General features: G+C 66.6%; 13 protein-coding genes. 7 read left to right on the plus strand and 6 right to left on the minus strand.

Going from position 1 to position 16,683, the window contains the following annotated elements:
• Positions 1-78: 78 nt before the first annotated feature.
• Entirely contained in the window at positions 79-2,805 is a 2,727-nt protein-coding gene (locus tag EYW47_RS25480) for a winged helix-turn-helix domain-containing protein (RefSeq protein WP_133197612.1), read from the minus strand.
• Between the two features lie 256 nt (positions 2,806-3,061).
• Here EYW47_RS25480 and EYW47_RS25485 point away from each other — a divergent pair, with 256 nt between their 5' ends.
• Entirely contained in the window at positions 3,062-3,838 is a 777-nt protein-coding gene (locus tag EYW47_RS25485) for an enoyl-CoA hydratase/isomerase family protein (protein ID WP_133197613.1), read from the plus strand.
• 91 nt (positions 3,839-3,929) lie between these two features.
• Complete coding sequence (locus EYW47_RS25490) at positions 3,930-5,174, plus strand: thiolase family protein (protein ID WP_133197614.1); 1,245 nt, start codon at positions 3,930-3,932, stop codon at positions 5,172-5,174.
• Positions 5,175-5,362: 188 nt separating this feature from the next.
• Here the strand turns inward: EYW47_RS25490 and EYW47_RS25495 are convergent, their stop codons facing one another.
• From EYW47_RS25495 to EYW47_RS25505, 3 genes are all read right to left on the minus strand, one after another.
• Positions 5,363-6,424, minus strand: coding sequence for an NAD(P)-dependent alcohol dehydrogenase (locus EYW47_RS25495; protein ID WP_133197615.1), 1,062 nt, complete (start codon positions 6,422-6,424; stop codon positions 5,363-5,365).
• Positions 6,425-6,506: 82 nt separating this feature from the next.
• The gene (locus tag EYW47_RS25500) at positions 6,507-7,970 is read right to left on the minus strand and encodes an acyl-CoA reductase (RefSeq protein ID WP_133197616.1); all 1,464 of its coding nucleotides are present in this window, start codon (positions 7,968-7,970) and stop codon (positions 6,507-6,509) included.
• Between the two features lie 87 nt (positions 7,971-8,057).
• Entirely contained in the window at positions 8,058-9,494 is a 1,437-nt protein-coding gene (locus EYW47_RS25505; protein WP_133197617.1) for a phenylacetate--CoA ligase family protein, read from the minus strand.
• Between the two features lie 327 nt (positions 9,495-9,821).
• On the opposite strand from EYW47_RS25505, the gene EYW47_RS25510 reads away from it, so the two are divergent.
• Positions 9,822-10,493 (plus strand): TetR/AcrR family transcriptional regulator, encoded by a 672-nt coding sequence (locus EYW47_RS25510; RefSeq protein WP_133197618.1) that lies wholly within the window; start codon positions 9,822-9,824, stop codon positions 10,491-10,493.
• 39 nt (positions 10,494-10,532) lie between these two features.
• A complete protein-coding gene (locus EYW47_RS25515; RefSeq protein WP_133197619.1) occupies positions 10,533-11,288 on the plus strand; it encodes an SDR family NAD(P)-dependent oxidoreductase in 756 nt (251 codons plus the stop codon).
• Positions 11,289-11,340: 52 nt separating this feature from the next.
• Here EYW47_RS25515 and EYW47_RS25520 read toward each other — a convergent pair whose 3' ends face one another.
• Complete coding sequence (locus EYW47_RS25520) at positions 11,341-12,180, minus strand: SDR family NAD(P)-dependent oxidoreductase (protein ID WP_240763912.1); 840 nt, start codon at positions 12,178-12,180, stop codon at positions 11,341-11,343.
• 28 nt (positions 12,181-12,208) lie between these two features.
• On the minus strand, positions 12,209-13,003 hold the full coding sequence (locus EYW47_RS25525; RefSeq protein WP_133197621.1) for an enoyl-CoA hydratase/isomerase family protein: 795 nt from the start codon (positions 13,001-13,003) through the stop codon (positions 12,209-12,211).
• A gap of 358 nt (positions 13,004-13,361) precedes the next feature.
• On the opposite strand from EYW47_RS25525, the gene EYW47_RS25530 reads away from it, so the two are divergent.
• The 3 genes from EYW47_RS25530 to EYW47_RS25540 all read left to right on the plus strand — a co-directional run bounded on the left by EYW47_RS25530 (position 13,362) and on the right by EYW47_RS25540 (position 16,677).
• Positions 13,362-14,159, plus strand: a complete 798-nt coding sequence (locus EYW47_RS25530; RefSeq protein ID WP_133197622.1) for an enoyl-CoA hydratase/isomerase family protein — start codon at positions 13,362-13,364, stop codon at positions 14,157-14,159.
• 115 nt (positions 14,160-14,274) lie between these two features.
• A complete protein-coding gene (locus EYW47_RS25535; RefSeq protein ID WP_133197623.1) occupies positions 14,275-15,456 on the plus strand; it encodes a lipid-transfer protein in 1,182 nt (393 codons plus the stop codon).
• Positions 15,457-15,468: 12 nt separating this feature from the next.
• Complete coding sequence (locus tag EYW47_RS25540) at positions 15,469-16,677, plus strand: acyl-CoA dehydrogenase family protein (protein WP_133197624.1); 1,209 nt, start codon at positions 15,469-15,471, stop codon at positions 16,675-16,677.
• The last annotated feature ends 6 nt before the right edge of the window (positions 16,678-16,683 follow it).

A 16,683-nucleotide genomic window follows, 5' to 3' on the forward strand; every position in this document is an offset into this window, starting at 1 on the left:
CAGCATGATGAACCCGCAGGGGAGCCAGAGGCTCCCCTTGGCATTGGTGCTAACTTGCCTGGAGGTCTGCTGCCGCGGCTACTTCAGGAGCCCACGCTGGCGAGCGAGCGCGATGGCGTCATAGCGGCTCGACACGCCAAGCTTCGCGAGGATGTTCTTTACGTTCCACTTCACCGTGCCGAAGGTGATGTTCAGCGTCAGCGCGATGCGCTTGTTCGACATCGCCTCGGCGATCAGCGTGAGGATTTCGAGTTCGCGCGGCGTCAGCGTGCCTCGCTGGCCTTCCGGATGGCTTCGGCTGGCCGCCGCCGCGCCGCCTGCGCCACTCATCTCGGCGGCCTCGGGCGCACGCGCGCCCGGTGTCATGCGTACGAGCAGGTCGTCGAGGTAGTGGGCGACTGCGGGCGGCAGGCTGCCTTCGTCGCGCAGGCGCGGCAGCAGATGCCCGATCTGCTCCTTCACGTCGAGCAGCGTGCGCACGAGCCCGAGCTTCGCGCCGAGCGTGAGCGCCTCCGTGAGGCAGCGCATTGCTTCGGTGTCCTCCTGAAGCGTGTGGTGCGCGGCGGCGGCCAGCAGGCCGGCGCGGACCACGAGACGACCGCGCCCGTACGCTTGCCCGAAGCGTCGAACTTCGTCCAGTGCGTCGAGCGCCGCCGCCGGATCGTGGTCGGCCATGGCCACGCGCGCCCGCGCGGCGGCCGCGATAGCGGGAATTTCGGCGAAGGCGCCTGTTGCGCCCGCATGGAGCTTGCGCAGGCCTTCGAGGCGCTTGACGAGCTCAACGGCGCGCGGCTGCTCGCCGACGGCGAGCAGGATGTCGACCTGTTCGCCGAGCATGTGCGCAAGGGCACGGTCCAGCCCCACGAGATGGAAGTGCGATGCCTGCGCTTCGAGGAAGGCGAGCGCCGTTTCCGGCGCGTCCAGCAGGAAGTCGAGGCGCGCGCGGCACAGCGAGGCGCGCGTCATCACGTCGGGCCATGAGGTCTGCACAAGACCTGTGCGGTTGGCCAGCACTTCGCGGGCGTCGTCGACGCGATCCAGTTCGTACCAGGCGTCGGCAAGCGTGGCGGCGCACAGGTTCGCCGCCACGGATCCGCGTCCGAATGCGGCTTCGGCGCGCTGCAGAATGCCGATGCCAAGACGTTCGGCCTCCTTGACTTCGCCCGCGACCAGATAGCTCTGCGCGCGAAAGCTTTCGTACACCATGGCCATGTCGTTGTCGCGGTCTGCCGGCGCGACGGGCTTTTCGTCGAGCAGGCGGTGCGCATCGGCGATGCGGCCGAGTGCGAGGTAAGCCGCCGCGAGCCCGGCGAGGCAGATGTAGCGCAACGTCGGGTTGTCCATCGGCACGTTCAAGGTCGGCTCGAGCAGATCCACCACGCGTTGCATATCGTCGCGTTGCACGGCGATGGCCGAATCCGTGATGAAGAATTTCGACGATATGGCGGGGATTTTCGCGGCTTCCGTGCGGCGGATCTGCTCGATCCAGCGTTCGGCCTTGTCGTGCCGGCCCGTGAACGCGCAGGTCAGGCAGCCGAGAAAGAACAGGCGCGGATGCGAGAACAACGTGTCCTGAGGCAAGCGGTCGAGCAGGTGCAGCATGGGGCTGACATAAGCCATGTTCCACGTTGATCGCGAGGCCGCTTCTTCCATGGCGTCCGCGGCAAAGTCGAGGTCGCCGCCCTGGCTTGCATGCCGCACGGCCTCGACCAGCAGCCCGTGGTCGGCGAACCAGCGGCTCGCGCGCCGATGCAGCGCCTCGACGCTTGCCTCGCCCTGCTGCGCGAGCCGCCGCGCGAGGAACTCGCCGAACAGCGGATGAAAGCGATACCAGGGCGAATCGTCGTCGGAGTCTACCCGGTAGATGAGCAGGTTTTCGTCTTCGGCGCGCTTGATCTGCTCGGCGGCATTGGGGTCTTCGGTCGCCCACGCGGCCAGCTCCGCATTGAAGCGCCGGAAAATCGACATCTTTTCCATGAACGCAGTGAGCTCGGGCGGCAGCCAGGCCACGACGTCCTCGGCCAGATACGACTGGAGGTCGGTCGATTTCCAGAGCAGTGCGCGCAGGTTCGCTCGTTTGGCCGGCCGGATGCGCAGCATCGTCGCAATCGGCTGGAGGCTCGCCGGCCAGCCGCTCGTGAGATCGTGAATCAGGCGCACTTCATCGGCGCTCAGCTTGACGGTGCTCAGATTCTGCTCGAAGAATGCGCGCGTTTCCTCCAGATCGAAGGGCAGCGCCGCAAAGTCGATTTCATGGACCTGGCCCTGCATGCGCAGACGGCCGAGGCTGAGCGGCGGCATGGTGCGCGAGGCGATGACGATATGCAGATTCGCCGGGCAGTGATCGAGCAGCTTCTGCATGAGCCGGTGAGCCGCTGGCGCCTCGACGTGATGGTAGTCGTCGATCATCAGGTAGAGCTCGCGATCGACTTCTTCCATGGCGCTCGTGAGCACGGCCGCGAGCGCGTCGATGGAGGGCTCGCTGCCCGTGGCATGAGGCATCACGCTATCGGAGGGCATGCCGAGACGCTGCAGCGCGCCAAGCAGGTAGGTGCAGAACTGCGTGAACTCGCGGTCGCTGTGGCCGAGCGAGAGCCAGGCGACGTCGATGCCGGCCTTGATCAGCGTCTGGCGCCACTGCGCGAGCAGGACCGTCTTGCCGAAGCCGGCGCCGCCCGTGACCAGCGTGGCGCAGCAGTACTTCGTTTCGGCGAGGCGCGCGAGCAGGGGCTCGCGCGCAATGTGGCGCGGGCCGATGCGCGGCGGCGAGAACTTGGTTGCCACGAGGAAGGTGTCGGAATGCATGGCTCTGGCCTGTTTGATCGGTTGCCACAGCCGCGATGCGGCGCGGCTGCGTGGTCGCCCTTCGGAGCGAACTCGACGGCACATTATGGCGTTTCGATCACCCGTTTGGAAAGCCACCGGCGGGCAGGGGCGCCGTTGTCCGCCGTGCGCGCCGCGCACGTCCGCAAGGGGAGGGGCAGGGGCATCCTCGACTCGCGTACCTTGGCATCCGGCAAGCAATATTGTCTGCATCTGGATTCTGGAACAAGGAGAGGAGATGAACGAATCCGTGTCTTTCGAAGTGAGGGGCCAGGTCGGCTGGATTACGCTGACGCGGCCCGAAGCGCGCAATGCGCTGAGCCGCGAGATGGTGCTCGCCATGACGGCGCAATTGCGCGCATGGCGCGAGGACGCTGGCGTGCGCGTGGTGGCGCTGACCGGCACGGGCCCGGCGTTTTGCGCGGGCGCCGACCTCAAGACGGCGGGCAGCGCGGCGCAGCCCGGTGAAATGGATTTCCTCGACACGCTCGTCGTTTTCTTCGACCTCCTGCGCACATTCCCGAAGCCGGTGATCGCCGCGGTCAACGGTCTCGCCGTGGCGGGCGGGCTCGAAACGGTGCTCGCCTGCGACTTCGTGATCGCGGCGCAGAGTGCGCGCTTTGGCGACGCGCATTCGAACTTCGGGGTATTCCCGGGGGGCGGAGGCGCGGCGGTGCTGCCTCGCAAGGTGCCGCACAACGTGGCGAAGTATCTGCTTTTCACCGGCGATTCGCTGCCCGCGGACGAGATGAAGACCCACGGACTCGTGAGCGAGGTGGTGGCCGATGCCGAGCTCGTGGCGCGTGTGCAGGCCATCGGCGAGAAGCTGGCGAAGAAGAGCCCGCTCGTGCTGCGCCGCATGAAGCAGGTGGCCGACGAGGCGCCCGACAAATCGATGGCCGACGCGCTGCGCCACGAGCTGCTGGAGCTGCGCAACCATCAGCGTTCGTACGATATTGCAGAAGGGCTGCGGGCTTTCGCGGAAAAGCGCACGCCGGAATTCAAGGGCTACTGATTGATTGACCGGGCCGGGCGTCGAGCGCTGCCACACAGTCGCGCCGCGCGCGCCGCTCGTGCCCGCCAGGACATCGCATCGGAAAATGACTATGGAAGATATCTACATCGTTGGCGTCGGCATGACGCCGTTCGGCCGCCACGCGGACAAATCGGTCAAGCAGCTCACGGCCTGGGCCGTGGAAGATGCGCTCAAGGACGCAGGCTGCGATCGCCAGTGGGTTCAGACCGCGTTCTTCGGCAATTGCACGCAAGGCCATTTCGACGGCCAGCACATGATCCGCGGGCAGGTGGCGCTGCTGCCGCTAGGCTTCGACGGCATTCCCATCTTCAACCTGGAAGGTGCGTGCGCTTCGTCGAGTCACGCGTTCAACCTCGCCGTCACGCAGTTGCGCGCCGGGGCCGCCGACGTGGTCCTCGCGGTGGGCGCCGAAAAGATGTTCTATAGCGACAAGGCGAAGATGTTCTCGGCCTTCGAATCTGCCTGGGACATCGAAACATTCGAAGAGAACAAGCAGTACCTCGCGCAGATGGGCAAGGCCATCGTGCCGCCGCCCGGCTCGCAATCGGAGAAGCCGTACAGCCCGTTCATGGACGTCTACGCAGCGCTCGGGCGCGGCGGGCTCATGGAGCGTTACGGCATTACGCAGCGCCAGCTCGCGGCCGTGGCGTCCAAGAATCACGGGCATTCGGTGCACAACGAGCGCGCGCAATACCGCAATGCGATGACGATCGACGAGATCCTCGCCGCGCCGCCCATTACTTACCCGATCACGCTGCCCATGTGCTCGCCGATCTCTGACGGCGCCGCCGCCGTCATCGTTTGCACGGGCGCCGCGCTGAAGAAGTACGGGTTCGAGCGCAAGCGCGCGGTGCGTGTGCTGGCGAGCGTCGTGCGCTCGGCTTCGGCGCGTGCGGCCGACGCGTTCGACCAGGGCTGCACGCATCTGGCTGGCAAGGCGGCCTTCGAGCAAGCCGGGATCGCACCGAAGGACGTCGACGTGGCCGAGATTCACGACGCCACCGCAATTGGCGAACTGCTTTCGATGGAATCGCTGGGCCTGTGCGAGGCGGGCGCGAGCGGCGAGCTTGCCGAGCGGGGCGAAACCACCTTGGGAGGCAGGCTCCCGATCAATCCGTCCGGCGGCCTGGAGTCGAAGGGGCACCCGATCGGCGCGACCGGCATCGGGCAGATTTTCGAGCTCGTGGAGCAGTTGCGCGGCAATTGCGGCAAGCGCCAGGTCGAAGGCGCGCGCATCGCGCTCCAGGGCAACGGCGGCGGCCTCTGGCGCGTCGAGGAATCGACCGAGCATGTGGGCATTTTCGGGCTCGCTTGAACGTCGCCTGAGCGGCCCGTGTGAAGACCGAAGCTTCCTGCGTATCATCGGGTGACCGGTGCGCGCAGGAAAAACGAGGGGATGCGATACGGCATCCCCTCGTTCGTTAACATCACATCAACGACATCGGCGCGGCCGAAGAGGTGGCGAAGGAATAGGGAAAGGGGCTGCGATGCCCCTTCTTTCGTTCAGTCTACCTTAACGTCGCGTAGCGACGCCATGTCGATCACGAAGCGATATTTCACATCGTTGGCCTGCATCCTCCTGAACGCCGCGTTGATGCCGTGCACGTCCACGATCTCGCAGTCGGGCAGCACGTTGTGTTCAGCGCAGAAGTCGAGCAGTTCCTGCGTCGCGGGCAGGCCGCCGATCAGCGAGCCGGTGATCGACCGGTTGTTCATCACCAGCAGCGCGCCATGGACGGCTTCGAGTGGCTCGAGCGCGCCCACCAGCACCAGCACGCCGTTGCGGCCGAGCAGCATCAGATAGGGGTTGACGTTGTGCTTCGTCGGGATCGTGTCGAGGATGAAGTCGAAACGGCTGGCCGCGGCCTGCATCGCCTTGGGGTCTTTCGAGAGCAGCACGTCCGATGCGCCGAGTGCGCGCGCATCGTCGGCTTTGCTGGCCGACGTGGTGATCACCGTCACCTGTGCGCCCAGCGCGACGGCGAGCTTCACGGCCATGTGCCCGAGGCCGCCCAGGCCCACCACGGCGACACGCGAGCCTGCGCCGACGCCGTATCGGCGCAGCGGCGTCCAGACGGTGATCCCGGCGCACAGCAGCGGGCCGGCGTAACGCATGTCGAGCGCGGCGGGCACGCGCAGCACGAATTCCTCGCGCACGACGATGCTTTCCGAGTAGCCGCCCAAGGTCGTTTCACGGGTGTGCCGGTCGCGGCCATTGTAGGTGGCGGTGGGCCCCTGGGTGCAGTTCTGCTGCTGGCCGTCTTCGCATGACGGGCAAGTCTGGCAACTGTCCACGAGACAGCCCACGGCGACGCGGTCGCCGGGCTTGAAGCGGGTGACCCGGGGGCCGACCGCGCTCACGCGTCCGACGATCTCGTGTCCCGGCACGCAAGGGTAGACCGTGGAGCCCCAGTCGTTGTGGACGGCGTGCGCGTCCGAGTGGCAAATGCCGCAATAGTCGATGACGATGGCGACGTCGTCGGCGCGCAGGGCGCGCCGTTCGATCCGCATGGGGGTGAGGTCGGCGTGCGCCTCGCAGGCGCCGTAGGCATTACAGGTGCTCATGGATGATCCGGTGAAAGCGCGGGCCGCCCGCAGCGAAAGCGCGGCGGCATGCGCGTGGGGGTGACGAAATGGGGCGTATGGCTCACGCCTCGATGGAAGGCCGCAGCCACGGCGCGGGCGAAGTTTCGGGCGTGGCGATCTGGTTCGAGATCCATTTGCCCATGCGGCGCAGCGGCTCGATGGCGTCTTGCGGCGCCGCCCATTTCATCGCGGCCGCATAGCCGAGCGAGACGATGCGTTGCGCGCCGTACAGCGGCAGCTTGTCTTTCAGTTCGTCCTTGACGCTCTCCGGGTAGATGCCCACTGTCTGCGTGTACGCGTCGACGGCGGCCATCACTTCGTCCAGCGAATCGACGGGCACGAGGTTGGCGGTGCGATCGTCGAGCAGCGTGGCAAAGGCGACCGGTTCGGGAATCTGCGAGCAGACGATGGCGCCTTCGCCCTCCTTGCCGCCGATGACCTTGTACCAGTCGTCGTCGAGCCGCAGCGCATCCACTTCGGCCTTCAATGCCGGGTCGTAGCGTTTGGGCGCGGTGGACAGCGTGTTGGGCAAACCGAGCATGGCTTCGTACACGTGCTGGCCGAAGCGGTTGAGCCGCGCGAGGCCGGCCTCGTCGGTGCCGCTTTGCACGTACACGACGCGTGCGCACACGCAGCCCTTCTGGTTCAGCGCGCCGATGTCGCTGGCAAGACGCAGCGCGGCTTCGCGCATGGACGCATCGCTTTCGAACGTGTCGCGTCCGATGATGCTGGCGCTGCGCTTTGGATCGAGCGAGATCAGCTCGAGGCCGGGCTGGATGTAGCGCGTGACGTGCTTCATCGAGGCATAGCCGCCCCACGCGACGATCTTCTCCAGGTTCTGAGGCTGGTACAGGCGTTCCTCGAAGGCGGTGTCGCCGCCCTTCCAGTAGGCGACGCTCAGGTGGCGCGTCAACGGGTGATCCGGAGCCATGTCGATCATCGTGCGCGCGATGGCGAGCGCCGTGAAAGGGTCGTTGGACGGCGCCTTGATGATCGCGTCGCTGCGCATCACCATGTTGCGGATGATCGTGAGCAGCGACAGCCCCGTTGCGTTGCCGGCCACGATGTGCAGCGTGCGCGCGCCGAAGCAGCGCACCTCGAGCTCGGTGCCGTCGATGAGCTTCTGCTTCACCCAGCCTTCGAGATGCCGGATGCCCACGGTGCTCTCCACGGCCTCGGTGATCGCCGCGCGCGAGAGCATATGGCGCAGGCCGAGATAGCTGCCCTTGACCATCGTCGGCGTGACGGGCGCGGTGCGGTACGACAGCTCGCAGGCTTGCTGAAGGTGGGCATTGGTGGCCAGATCGAGCCGCTCGCCGAGCGCTTCGGCATAGTCGAGGATATCGGTGAAGCTCAATGCGTACAGGTCGGCGAGCCGCGCCGGATTGCCGAGCGGCAGTCTGTCGAGGTAGTGGCGCGCGTCCGGCGTGAGGAACCTCAGGTCGCCGCCACGGCCTCCGGCCTCGATCAGGTTCTCGGTGATGACGCTGCCGCGGATGACCATCGGTGCGATGGGAAGAGTCATGTTCTCAGGTCTCGCTTAGTGTGCTCGATTCGGTGCTTGATTCACTGTTTGATTCACGGCTTGATCGGGTAGTCGATTCGATGGGCGTCATGCGCCGCTGTTCAGGAAGTCCATGGCTTCGCGGTGCGAACCTTCGGTGGCCGCGCAGGTGATCTTGTCGTCGCCGCCGTTCTTCTCGCTGTAGCGCTGGATCGCGCCCGTGACATAGCGGCTCGGGCGGCCGCAGGCACACGGCTGGTCCCACTCCACGGTGACTTCGTCGCCGGTGATGAAGCCGCCCCAGTGGACATCGGCGCCGAGGTCGTAGAAGGCGGCGCGGCCCGTGACGCGGCCCGCGCGCGGCAGCGGCCGGCTGGTCTCGGGGTCGAGCACGAACGGGATCACGGTGTGCGCGAAATGGAAATTGCCGTGCTCGCAGCGCGGGTTCGACCCGCTCACGAGTTCGGACATCGCATACGTCTCGTTCAAGCGCCTCGCGCCCGTGAAGCGCAGCACGTCCTCGCGCCAGCCCTCGGGCTGCACCACGCCCTTGGCGCCGCCCGTGGTGGAGATATACGAGTCTGGATGGAACACGGATTCGAGCCCCCGTTCGAGACCGGCGCGGGCCATGCCGTGCAGCAGATTCCAGGTGGCGCCGATATACACGCGCTGGCCGCGCAGCTTCGTCGCCATGTCCTCGAAGAAGGCGGCCAGGTAGCCGGGCATGTCGGCTTGCAGCTTGTCGAAGGACTTTTTCTTCGCGAGCAGCTCGGGGCTGATTTCCAGCCTGTCCAGCGTGCCCTTTGCATGGGCGGCGCGCAGCCGCGCGCCCAGATGCAGTACGTCGGTCGAAAGCGTGGCCGGGTAGGCGGCGTGGAAGTGGTCTTCGCCCGGCAACAGGGCGCGGATGAGAAATTCGTTCGCGCGCACGTGACTGAGGTAGCCCTTGCGGAAGTAGGGATAGACGGTGTGCAGGTCCGGGTCCGGCATGTCGGGGCTTGTCTGGGACCAGATGTAGAGCTTGCGGACGTCGCAGGCCTTTTCCCATTCGCGCACGCTATTGGGCAAGAAGGAAATCGTGCCGGAGGTGCCGGACGTGTGGCTCACGCGCAATTCGGGCACGGCGGCGTCCATCGTCTCGAACCACTCGTCGAGGCTCTTGCAGCCGCTCACGTCCGCGGCGGCGATGCGTGCCGCCAGCTCGGGCGTGACGAGCTTGCCGAGCCACCGGTTGATCTGCGCGAACTGCTTCTTTTCGAGCAAGGAAGGCGGGTAGGACTTGAAGACCGTGTGCTCGAACAGCAGCGGCACGACATCCTCCAGCGTGTCGATGTGCGTCACGCCCTCGGCTTCGGCGAGCTTCGAAAGCAGCGGCACGCGGTTGCGTAGTTGTGCAAAGCGCTGTTTCAGCGCTTGTAGCTGGATGGCGTCGATATCGGCGCGCGGCAGGTGCTGCCAGGCGTGGCAGCTATGGCCCGCGAGGGTGGCAGGGTCGTTCAGCAGCAGTTCGGTCTTGCGTTCGAGAGGCATTGCGGTGTGGGACATGGATCGACTCGCGGATAAAGATGAAATGCGGACTGACGTCATTCGTCGGCAGGTCAGTATAGAAGTACGACTGACGATTTCGACTCCGGATTCGAGTGGCCCCGGACACAGCGCAGGGGCTTGATTGAGGCGCAAAGACGCGTGTCCATGCATGGGCGGCTCCGTCTTTTCGGGCAGGACGTCGCGAATGGCGAGCGCCACCCGAAAAGAGGGGGGACGCATGCGGGGTTTTGCGGCAGGCTACGCCCATGCGTGCACGCAGCGTGGTCTCGGGCGCATGGCAAGCAAAGCGAGCCACTTCTCCGTTTCACCCCCGGAATAGCCGACATGTCTTCGCGCAGGACGCCTCAGGCGCCCGAAACCCTGCAGATCGAAGTTCCCGCGCAGCCGCGCAAGCGTCCGAAGCAGGAACGTTCGGTTGTGCTCGTCGATGCGCTCAAGCGAACCGCGTGGGAAATCCTCAGGAAAGAGGGGCGCAACGCGCTCTCGCTCGAGCGGCTGTCGATGCGCTCCGGCGTGGCCGTCAGTTCGATCTACGAATATTTTCCGACGATCGAGTCGCTCGTCTTCGTCATCTTCGAGGACTTTCGCGCACAGGCGCGTCAACGTCTCGTCATTGAGCTGCGCGCGTTGCCGCCGTCCACCACCTTGTACGAAGGCATTGCATTGCTGCTGCGGGTCGGCATTCCGATGCTGCACGAGTGGGTGCAACTCGACCGCGAGGGATTCGTGAAAGCTTCGCAGTACGACGAGCTCGTTCGGATCGATCTCGTGAAGCCGGCGCAGTACTGGACTTCGATGGCAACGGACGCGCTGATGGAGCGCTTTCCCGACGAAGTCGCGGTGCGCGACCGTGCAAAGGCGCGCTTCATGGCGTTTCACACCATCCTGGCGCTGCCGCGCGCCATGGCGCTGCTGCAGCCGGCGTATCTGGCCGACGCGGATACCCAGGTGCTGATGGCGCGCATGCTGCATGCGCTTCTGACTACGCCGGGTTGAGGCTGGGCAGGAATTTCAGGGCTTATTAAGGATACCGATATGAATGATTTGCAGGGAAAGGTGGTCATCGTCACGGGAGGCGCGGCGGGAATTGGCCGTGCGAGCGCGCTGCGCTTCGCGGGGGCGGGCGCGCGCGTCGTGGTGGCCGACCGGGACGAGGACGCCGCCCGTGCGGTGGCTGCCGGGATCGTCGAAGCGGGCGGCGAGGCGCTCGGCCTGCGCGTGGACGTGAGCCGCGACGAGGACTGCGCGGCGATGGTCGACGCGACGCAGCGCCACTTCGGTGGTCTTGACATCGCCTTCAACAACGCGGGCGTGTCCGGCCGCATCGCCCGCACCGAAGATCAGGGGCTCGATAACTGGCACGCGGTGTTGGGCGTCAATCTCACTGGCGTCTTCCAGTGCATGGTCCACGAACTGCGGGCGATGAAGGCGCACGGTGGGGTCATCGTCAATACGGCATCCGTGGCGGGCGTGAAAGGCGCGCCATACAGCGCCGCGTATTGTGCTTCCAAGCACGGAGTGATTGGCTTGACCCGCGCGGCGGCGAAGGAGTACGGCAAGTACGGAATCCGCATCAACGCGGTTTGTCCCGGCTACATCCGGACCGCCATGGCCGATGAAATTGCCGCGGGCTCCGCGCAGGGCAGCTCGGAAGCCCTGGTGGCAGCCGCCGCGCTGCGCCGCTCGGCCGACCCCGAGGAGGTGGCCGAGCTGGTGGTGTGGCTTAGCTCGGCCAAGGCTTCATTTGTGACGGGCGCGCACTATGTCGTTGACGGTGGGCTGAGTGCTTAGCTGAGTGTCTGGCGCGAGCGCCTGGCCGCATCGCGCCAGGCACGCGCGCCGCCTAGCCCCGCGACGCGTCGCCGTCGGCGCCGAAGGCGGTCCACCCCCCATCGACCGGCAACGTGACGCCGGTCACGTACGACGCCCAGTCGGAGGCAAGAAACGCCACCGCCTGCGCGACTTCGACCGGATAGCCGAGCCGCCCCATCGGCGTGCGGCGCTCGAGCGACGTCACGTCGAGCCGCCCCTCGCGCGTCATGGCGTCGAGCGGCGGCGTGCGAATGATGGCCGGCGCCACGCCATTCACGCGAATACCCTTTTGCGCCCATTCGCAGGCGAGCGAGCGCGTCAGCATCACGACGCCCGCCTTTGAAGCGGTATAGGCCCCTATGCCCGGACCGCCGCCGAGCCCGTAGATCGACGCGATGTTGACGATGGCGCCGCCGCCGCGGGCGAGCATATGCGCGCCCACGGCCCGCGACATGAGCCACGTGCCGGTGAGGTTGATGTCGAGGGTGCGCTGCCACACCGCGAGCGCCTGCCGGTCCGTGCGCGCTCCCGGTTCGAGCACGCCGGCGTTGTTCACCAGCACGTCGATGCCGCCCATGCACGCGATCGCTTCCGCGCTCATGCGCTCGACGTCCGCCTCCGAAGACACGTCGCCGCGCAGCATCGTCCATGCGGGGGCCACCACAGGGGCATTGAGGTCCGAAGCGCAAACCACGGCGCCGGCCTCCACAAAGAACGCGGCCACCGCCGCGCCGATCCCGCTTGCGCCGCCCGTGACGAGGACCCGTTTGCCGCTGACGTCGAGGCGCGGGCCGCTGTGCAAGCGGGGGTGCGAGTCGGGATTCAAGTCTGGGGGGCAGTCGGGGTTCGAGTTACCGCCTGAAAGATTCACGATGATTCCCTCCATCCGCGCGCTGGGCTCACTTGCCCGTGAACACGGGCTTGCGCTTTTCGAGCATGGCGTTGACCGCTTCGCGGTGGTCGTCGGACTTGCTCGCGAGCCATTCGTACGAGATGCAGGTATCCATGATCGAGTGCGCGAGCTGCTTGAGGCCGATATTGGCGGACACCTTGGTCCAGCGGATGGCCTGCGAAGCGCCGGCGGCGAGGCGGTCGGCGAACTGGTTGACGCGTTCGTCGAGCACTTCCGCGGGCACCGCATGGTTGATGAGGCCGATGCGCGCGGCGTCGATGGCGCTGAGCGGTTCGCCCGTCAGCAGATATTCCTTGGCGCGCGCATAGCCGATGAGCTGCGGCCAGATCACGGCGCCGCCGTCGCCCGCCACGAGCCCCACGTTCACGTGCGGGTCGGCGATCTTCGCCGTGTCGGCCGCGAAGATCACGTCGCAGAAGAGGGCGATGCTCGCGCCCAGCCCGATGGCCGGCCCGTTCACCTTGGCGATGATCGGTTTTTCGCAGTCGAGCTGGGCAAAGATGATCTGCTTCGCTTCGCGCGCCGTCACGCGAAAGGCGGCAGGGTCGTCAAACGAGGCCTTCACGGCTTCGAGATCGCCGCCGGCCGAAAACGCGCGGCCCGCGCCGGTGAGGACGATGACCTCGGAGTCGGGGTCGTTGTTCGCGTCGATGAAAACCTGCGCCATCTCCGCGTGCAGCCCGGCGTTGAAGGCGTTGAGCTGTTCGGGGCGATTCAGGGTGATTTCGAGCACGCGGCCGCGCCGCGCGAACGTGATGTGCCGGTAGGCGTTGAAGTCCATGGTGTCTCCACGTTGTAGTCGATGCGAATGTGCGGGTAGCCCATGCCGGGTTGCGAACCTCGGGCTGGAACCGCTCGTGCAGACAATAGCCAGTGCGTTTTCCGGGCGTCCCCCCTCCCGATGGCAGGGGCGGCCCTGCGGGCGCGGGCACGCCGCTGTGCGGCATGGGCTGCATCGACCATGCGTGCCGTTCGCAGTGGCGTGCGCCGTGCTGTGCGCGATATCAAGCGGCGGGGTTGCCGCATCCCATGCCCGGCCAACCCCCGACGGCAAAAAAGGGAGGGGCGAACGCGCCGCCGTCCTCCCTACCATGCTCCAGCAGGTACGCATCGGAACACTTTGCTGGAGGGAAACCGGGATGTCCGAGAACACAGTGGTACTGGAGCGCGTCGGCGGCACCGCCGTCATCACGCTGAACCGGCCGCACCGGCGCAACGCGCTCGATGACTCCATCAGGACCAGCATGAGCGCCGCCCTCGATGCCGTCCGGCGCGACGCCGGCGTGCATGCAGTCGTGCTGACGGGGGCGGGCGGCAACTTCTGCGCGGGCGCGGATCTCGGCAACGGCGAGGGCGAACGCGAGCGCGGCGCCTACGTGCGCGAATTGCTGTTAGACCACGATCGCTGGTTCACCGACCTGATCGATCTGGAGAAGCCGGTCATTGCCGCCGTCGATGGCTTCGCAACGGGCGCGGGGCTTTCGGTCGCGCTGGCCGCGGACTTCATCATCGCGAGCGAGCGCGCGCGCTTCGTGTCCAGCTTCGCGCGCGTGGGCTTCATTCCCGATCTCTCGCTGCTCCACACGCTGCCGCGCCGCGTGGGCCTCGCGCGTGCGAAGGAGATCGTGTTTTCCGCGCGCGAGATCTTGCCCGACGAGGCGCTCGCGCTCGGCCTCGCCGACACCGTGGTGCCGGCCGCGCGCCTGCACGAAGCCGCCGTCGAATTCGCGCAGCGTTTCGCCGACGCGCCCACCCAGGTGCTCGGCATGGCCAAACGCATCATGAACAGCACGTTCGAAACCGACCGTCACGCGCTCGCGCAGCTCGAAGCCACCGTGCAGGGCCTGTGCGCGGCGGGGCGCTTCAACGCCGAAGCCATGCGGCGCTTCTTCGCCAAGGAAGCGCCGCTCTACGCGGGAACGCAGCGTCTGTTCTGAGCGGTCCGCACGCGTTCCCGTGCGCAGCAAAGCGAATCAAGCCGAATCAAGCCGAATCAAGCCAAACCAGACCGAATCAAGCGATTTTCAGCATTCATCATTCAAGGAGAAGGACATGACGCACAAAGTCGTCGTTGCAGGCGTGGGGATGATCCCGTTCAAAAAGCCTGGCCAGAGCGATCCCTATACGGTCATGGGCGCACAGGCCGTGCGCCTTGCTCTCGCCGACGCGGGCGTGGGCTACGAGTCGATCCAGCAGGCGTATGCGAGCTACGCATTCGGTGATTCGACGGGCGGCCAGCGCGTGCTGTACGACGTCGGCATGACCGGCATTCCCGTCATCAACGTTCACAACAACTGCGCGAGCGGCTCGACGGCGCTGTTCCTCGCGAATCAGGCCATCGCGAGCGGCATGGTCGATATCGTGCTGGCCTTCGGCTTCGAGCAGATGAACCCCGGCGCGATCACCTCGCCCTGGAACGACCGCCCGGCGCCGCTCGATCCGTTCCAGGCGCAGTGCGCCGACATCGTCCCCGCCGAGGTGCCGCCCGCGCTGCGCCTGTTCGGCGCGGCCGGTCAGGAGCACATGAAGCGCTTCGGCACGCCGCTCGAGACGTTCGCGAAGATCCGCGCCAAGGCGAGCCGCCACGCCGCCAACAACCCCCTCGCGGTGTTCCGCAAGGTGGTCACGCCCGAGGAGGTGCTGGCCGACCAGGTGATGTGGCCGGGCATCATGACGCGCCTGATGGCGTGCCCGCCGACCTGCGGCGCGGCGGCAGCCGTGCTGTGCAGCGAGGCCTATGCGATCAAGCACGGTCTCGACTCGCGCGTCTGGATCGCCGGCCAGGCGCTCACCACCGACGGCCCGGAGACCTTCAACTCCGGCGACATGCGCCACCTAGCGGGCTTCGGCATGTCGCGCGCGGCGGCGGGCAAGGTCTATGAGATGGCCGGTATCGGCGCGGAAGACGTCGATGTGGTGGAACTGCACGATTGCTTCGCGCAGAACGAGCTGCTGACCTACGAGGCGCTCGGACTGTGCCCGGAAGGCGGCGCTGAAAAATTCGTCAACGCGGGCGACAACACCTATGGCGGCCGGTACGTCGTCAATCCGTCGGGCGGCCTGCTTTCGAAGGGGCATCCGATCGGCGCAACGGGTCTTGCGCAGTGCACCGAGCTCGTCCAGCAATTGCGCGGCTGCGCAGGCGAGCGCCAGGTGGAAGGCGCGCGCATCGCGCTGCAGCACAACGTGGGCATTGGCGGCGCGGCGGTCGTCACGATGTACCGCAAGGACTGACAGGGGACAGGCATGGACTTTCGGGCTGATCCGGGGCTGGAGGCGTTTCGCGAGGCGGTGCGCCAGTTCCTGCGCGAGAAGGTGCCGGCGGACCTTCTCGGGCTGCCGCGCTGCACGCGCTCGCCGCGCGAGCAGATCCTGCGCTGGCAGAAACTCCTCAACGCACACGGCTGGGGCGCGCCGTACTGGCCGAAGGAGCATGGCGGCACGGGCTGGTCGGTGCCGCAGATGCTGGTCTTCGACGACGAATGCACGGCGGCCGGCACGCCCACCCAGGACGGCTTCGTGCAGAAGATGCTCGGTCCCGTGCTGAACGCGTTCGCCACGCCCGAACAGAAGGCCGAACATCTGCCGGCCGCGCTCGACGGCGAGCGCCTCTGGTGCCAGGGGTTTTCCGAGCCCGGCGCCGGTTCGGACCTCGCTTCGCTGCGCACGCGCGCCGTCCTTGTCAAAAGCGGCGACGGCGATCACTACGTCGTCAACGGCCAGAAGATCTGGACGAGCTATGCGCACCACGCCGACTGGATCTTCATGCTCGTGCGCACCGAGACGGGCGTCAAGAAGCAGGCCGGCATCAGCTTTTTGCTCGTGGACATGAAGACGCCGGGCATCACCGTGCGGCCGATCCGCAGCATCGACGACGCCCACCACCTGAACGAGACGTTCTTCGAGAACGTGCGCGTGCCCGCGAAGAACCTGATCGGCGCGGAGGGGGCGGGCTGGAGCATCACCAAGTTCCTGCTCAACAACGAGCACGCGACCACGGCGGACCTGCCCGACATCAAGCGCTATATGCGCGAGCTGTGCCGCATGGCGACGACGTTGCGCTCCGGCGAGGGCCGCCTGATCGACCAGCCGGCGTTCGCACTGAAGCTCGCGCGTTTGAGCGCCGAGCAGGAGGCGATCGGCATGATGGTGCAGCGCGTGGCCAACCTCGAGATGCGGCACGACCCCGCGTCGCACGTGCTCGGCTCGATGCTCAAGGTGCGCGCCACGGAATTGCAGCAACGCATCACGGAAGCCCAGGTGGAGGCGCTGGGCGACTACGGCGCGGTGGCCTATGCGCATCCGCACGAGGCGTCGCCCGTGCCGCCGTACCCGCTGCAGGAGATGGCGCGCGGCGTCGCCAACGACATGTTCCTGCGCCGCGCGGCCACCATCTACGGCGGCACCAGCGAAGTGCAGCGCGGCATCATCGCGAAGCTGCAATTCCAGCTCTGAATCCGA

It is taken from the genome of Paraburkholderia silviterrae, assembly GCF_004353915.1.
In the GTDB taxonomy this organism is placed as follows: domain Bacteria; phylum Pseudomonadota; class Gammaproteobacteria; order Burkholderiales; family Burkholderiaceae; genus Paraburkholderia; species Paraburkholderia silviterrae.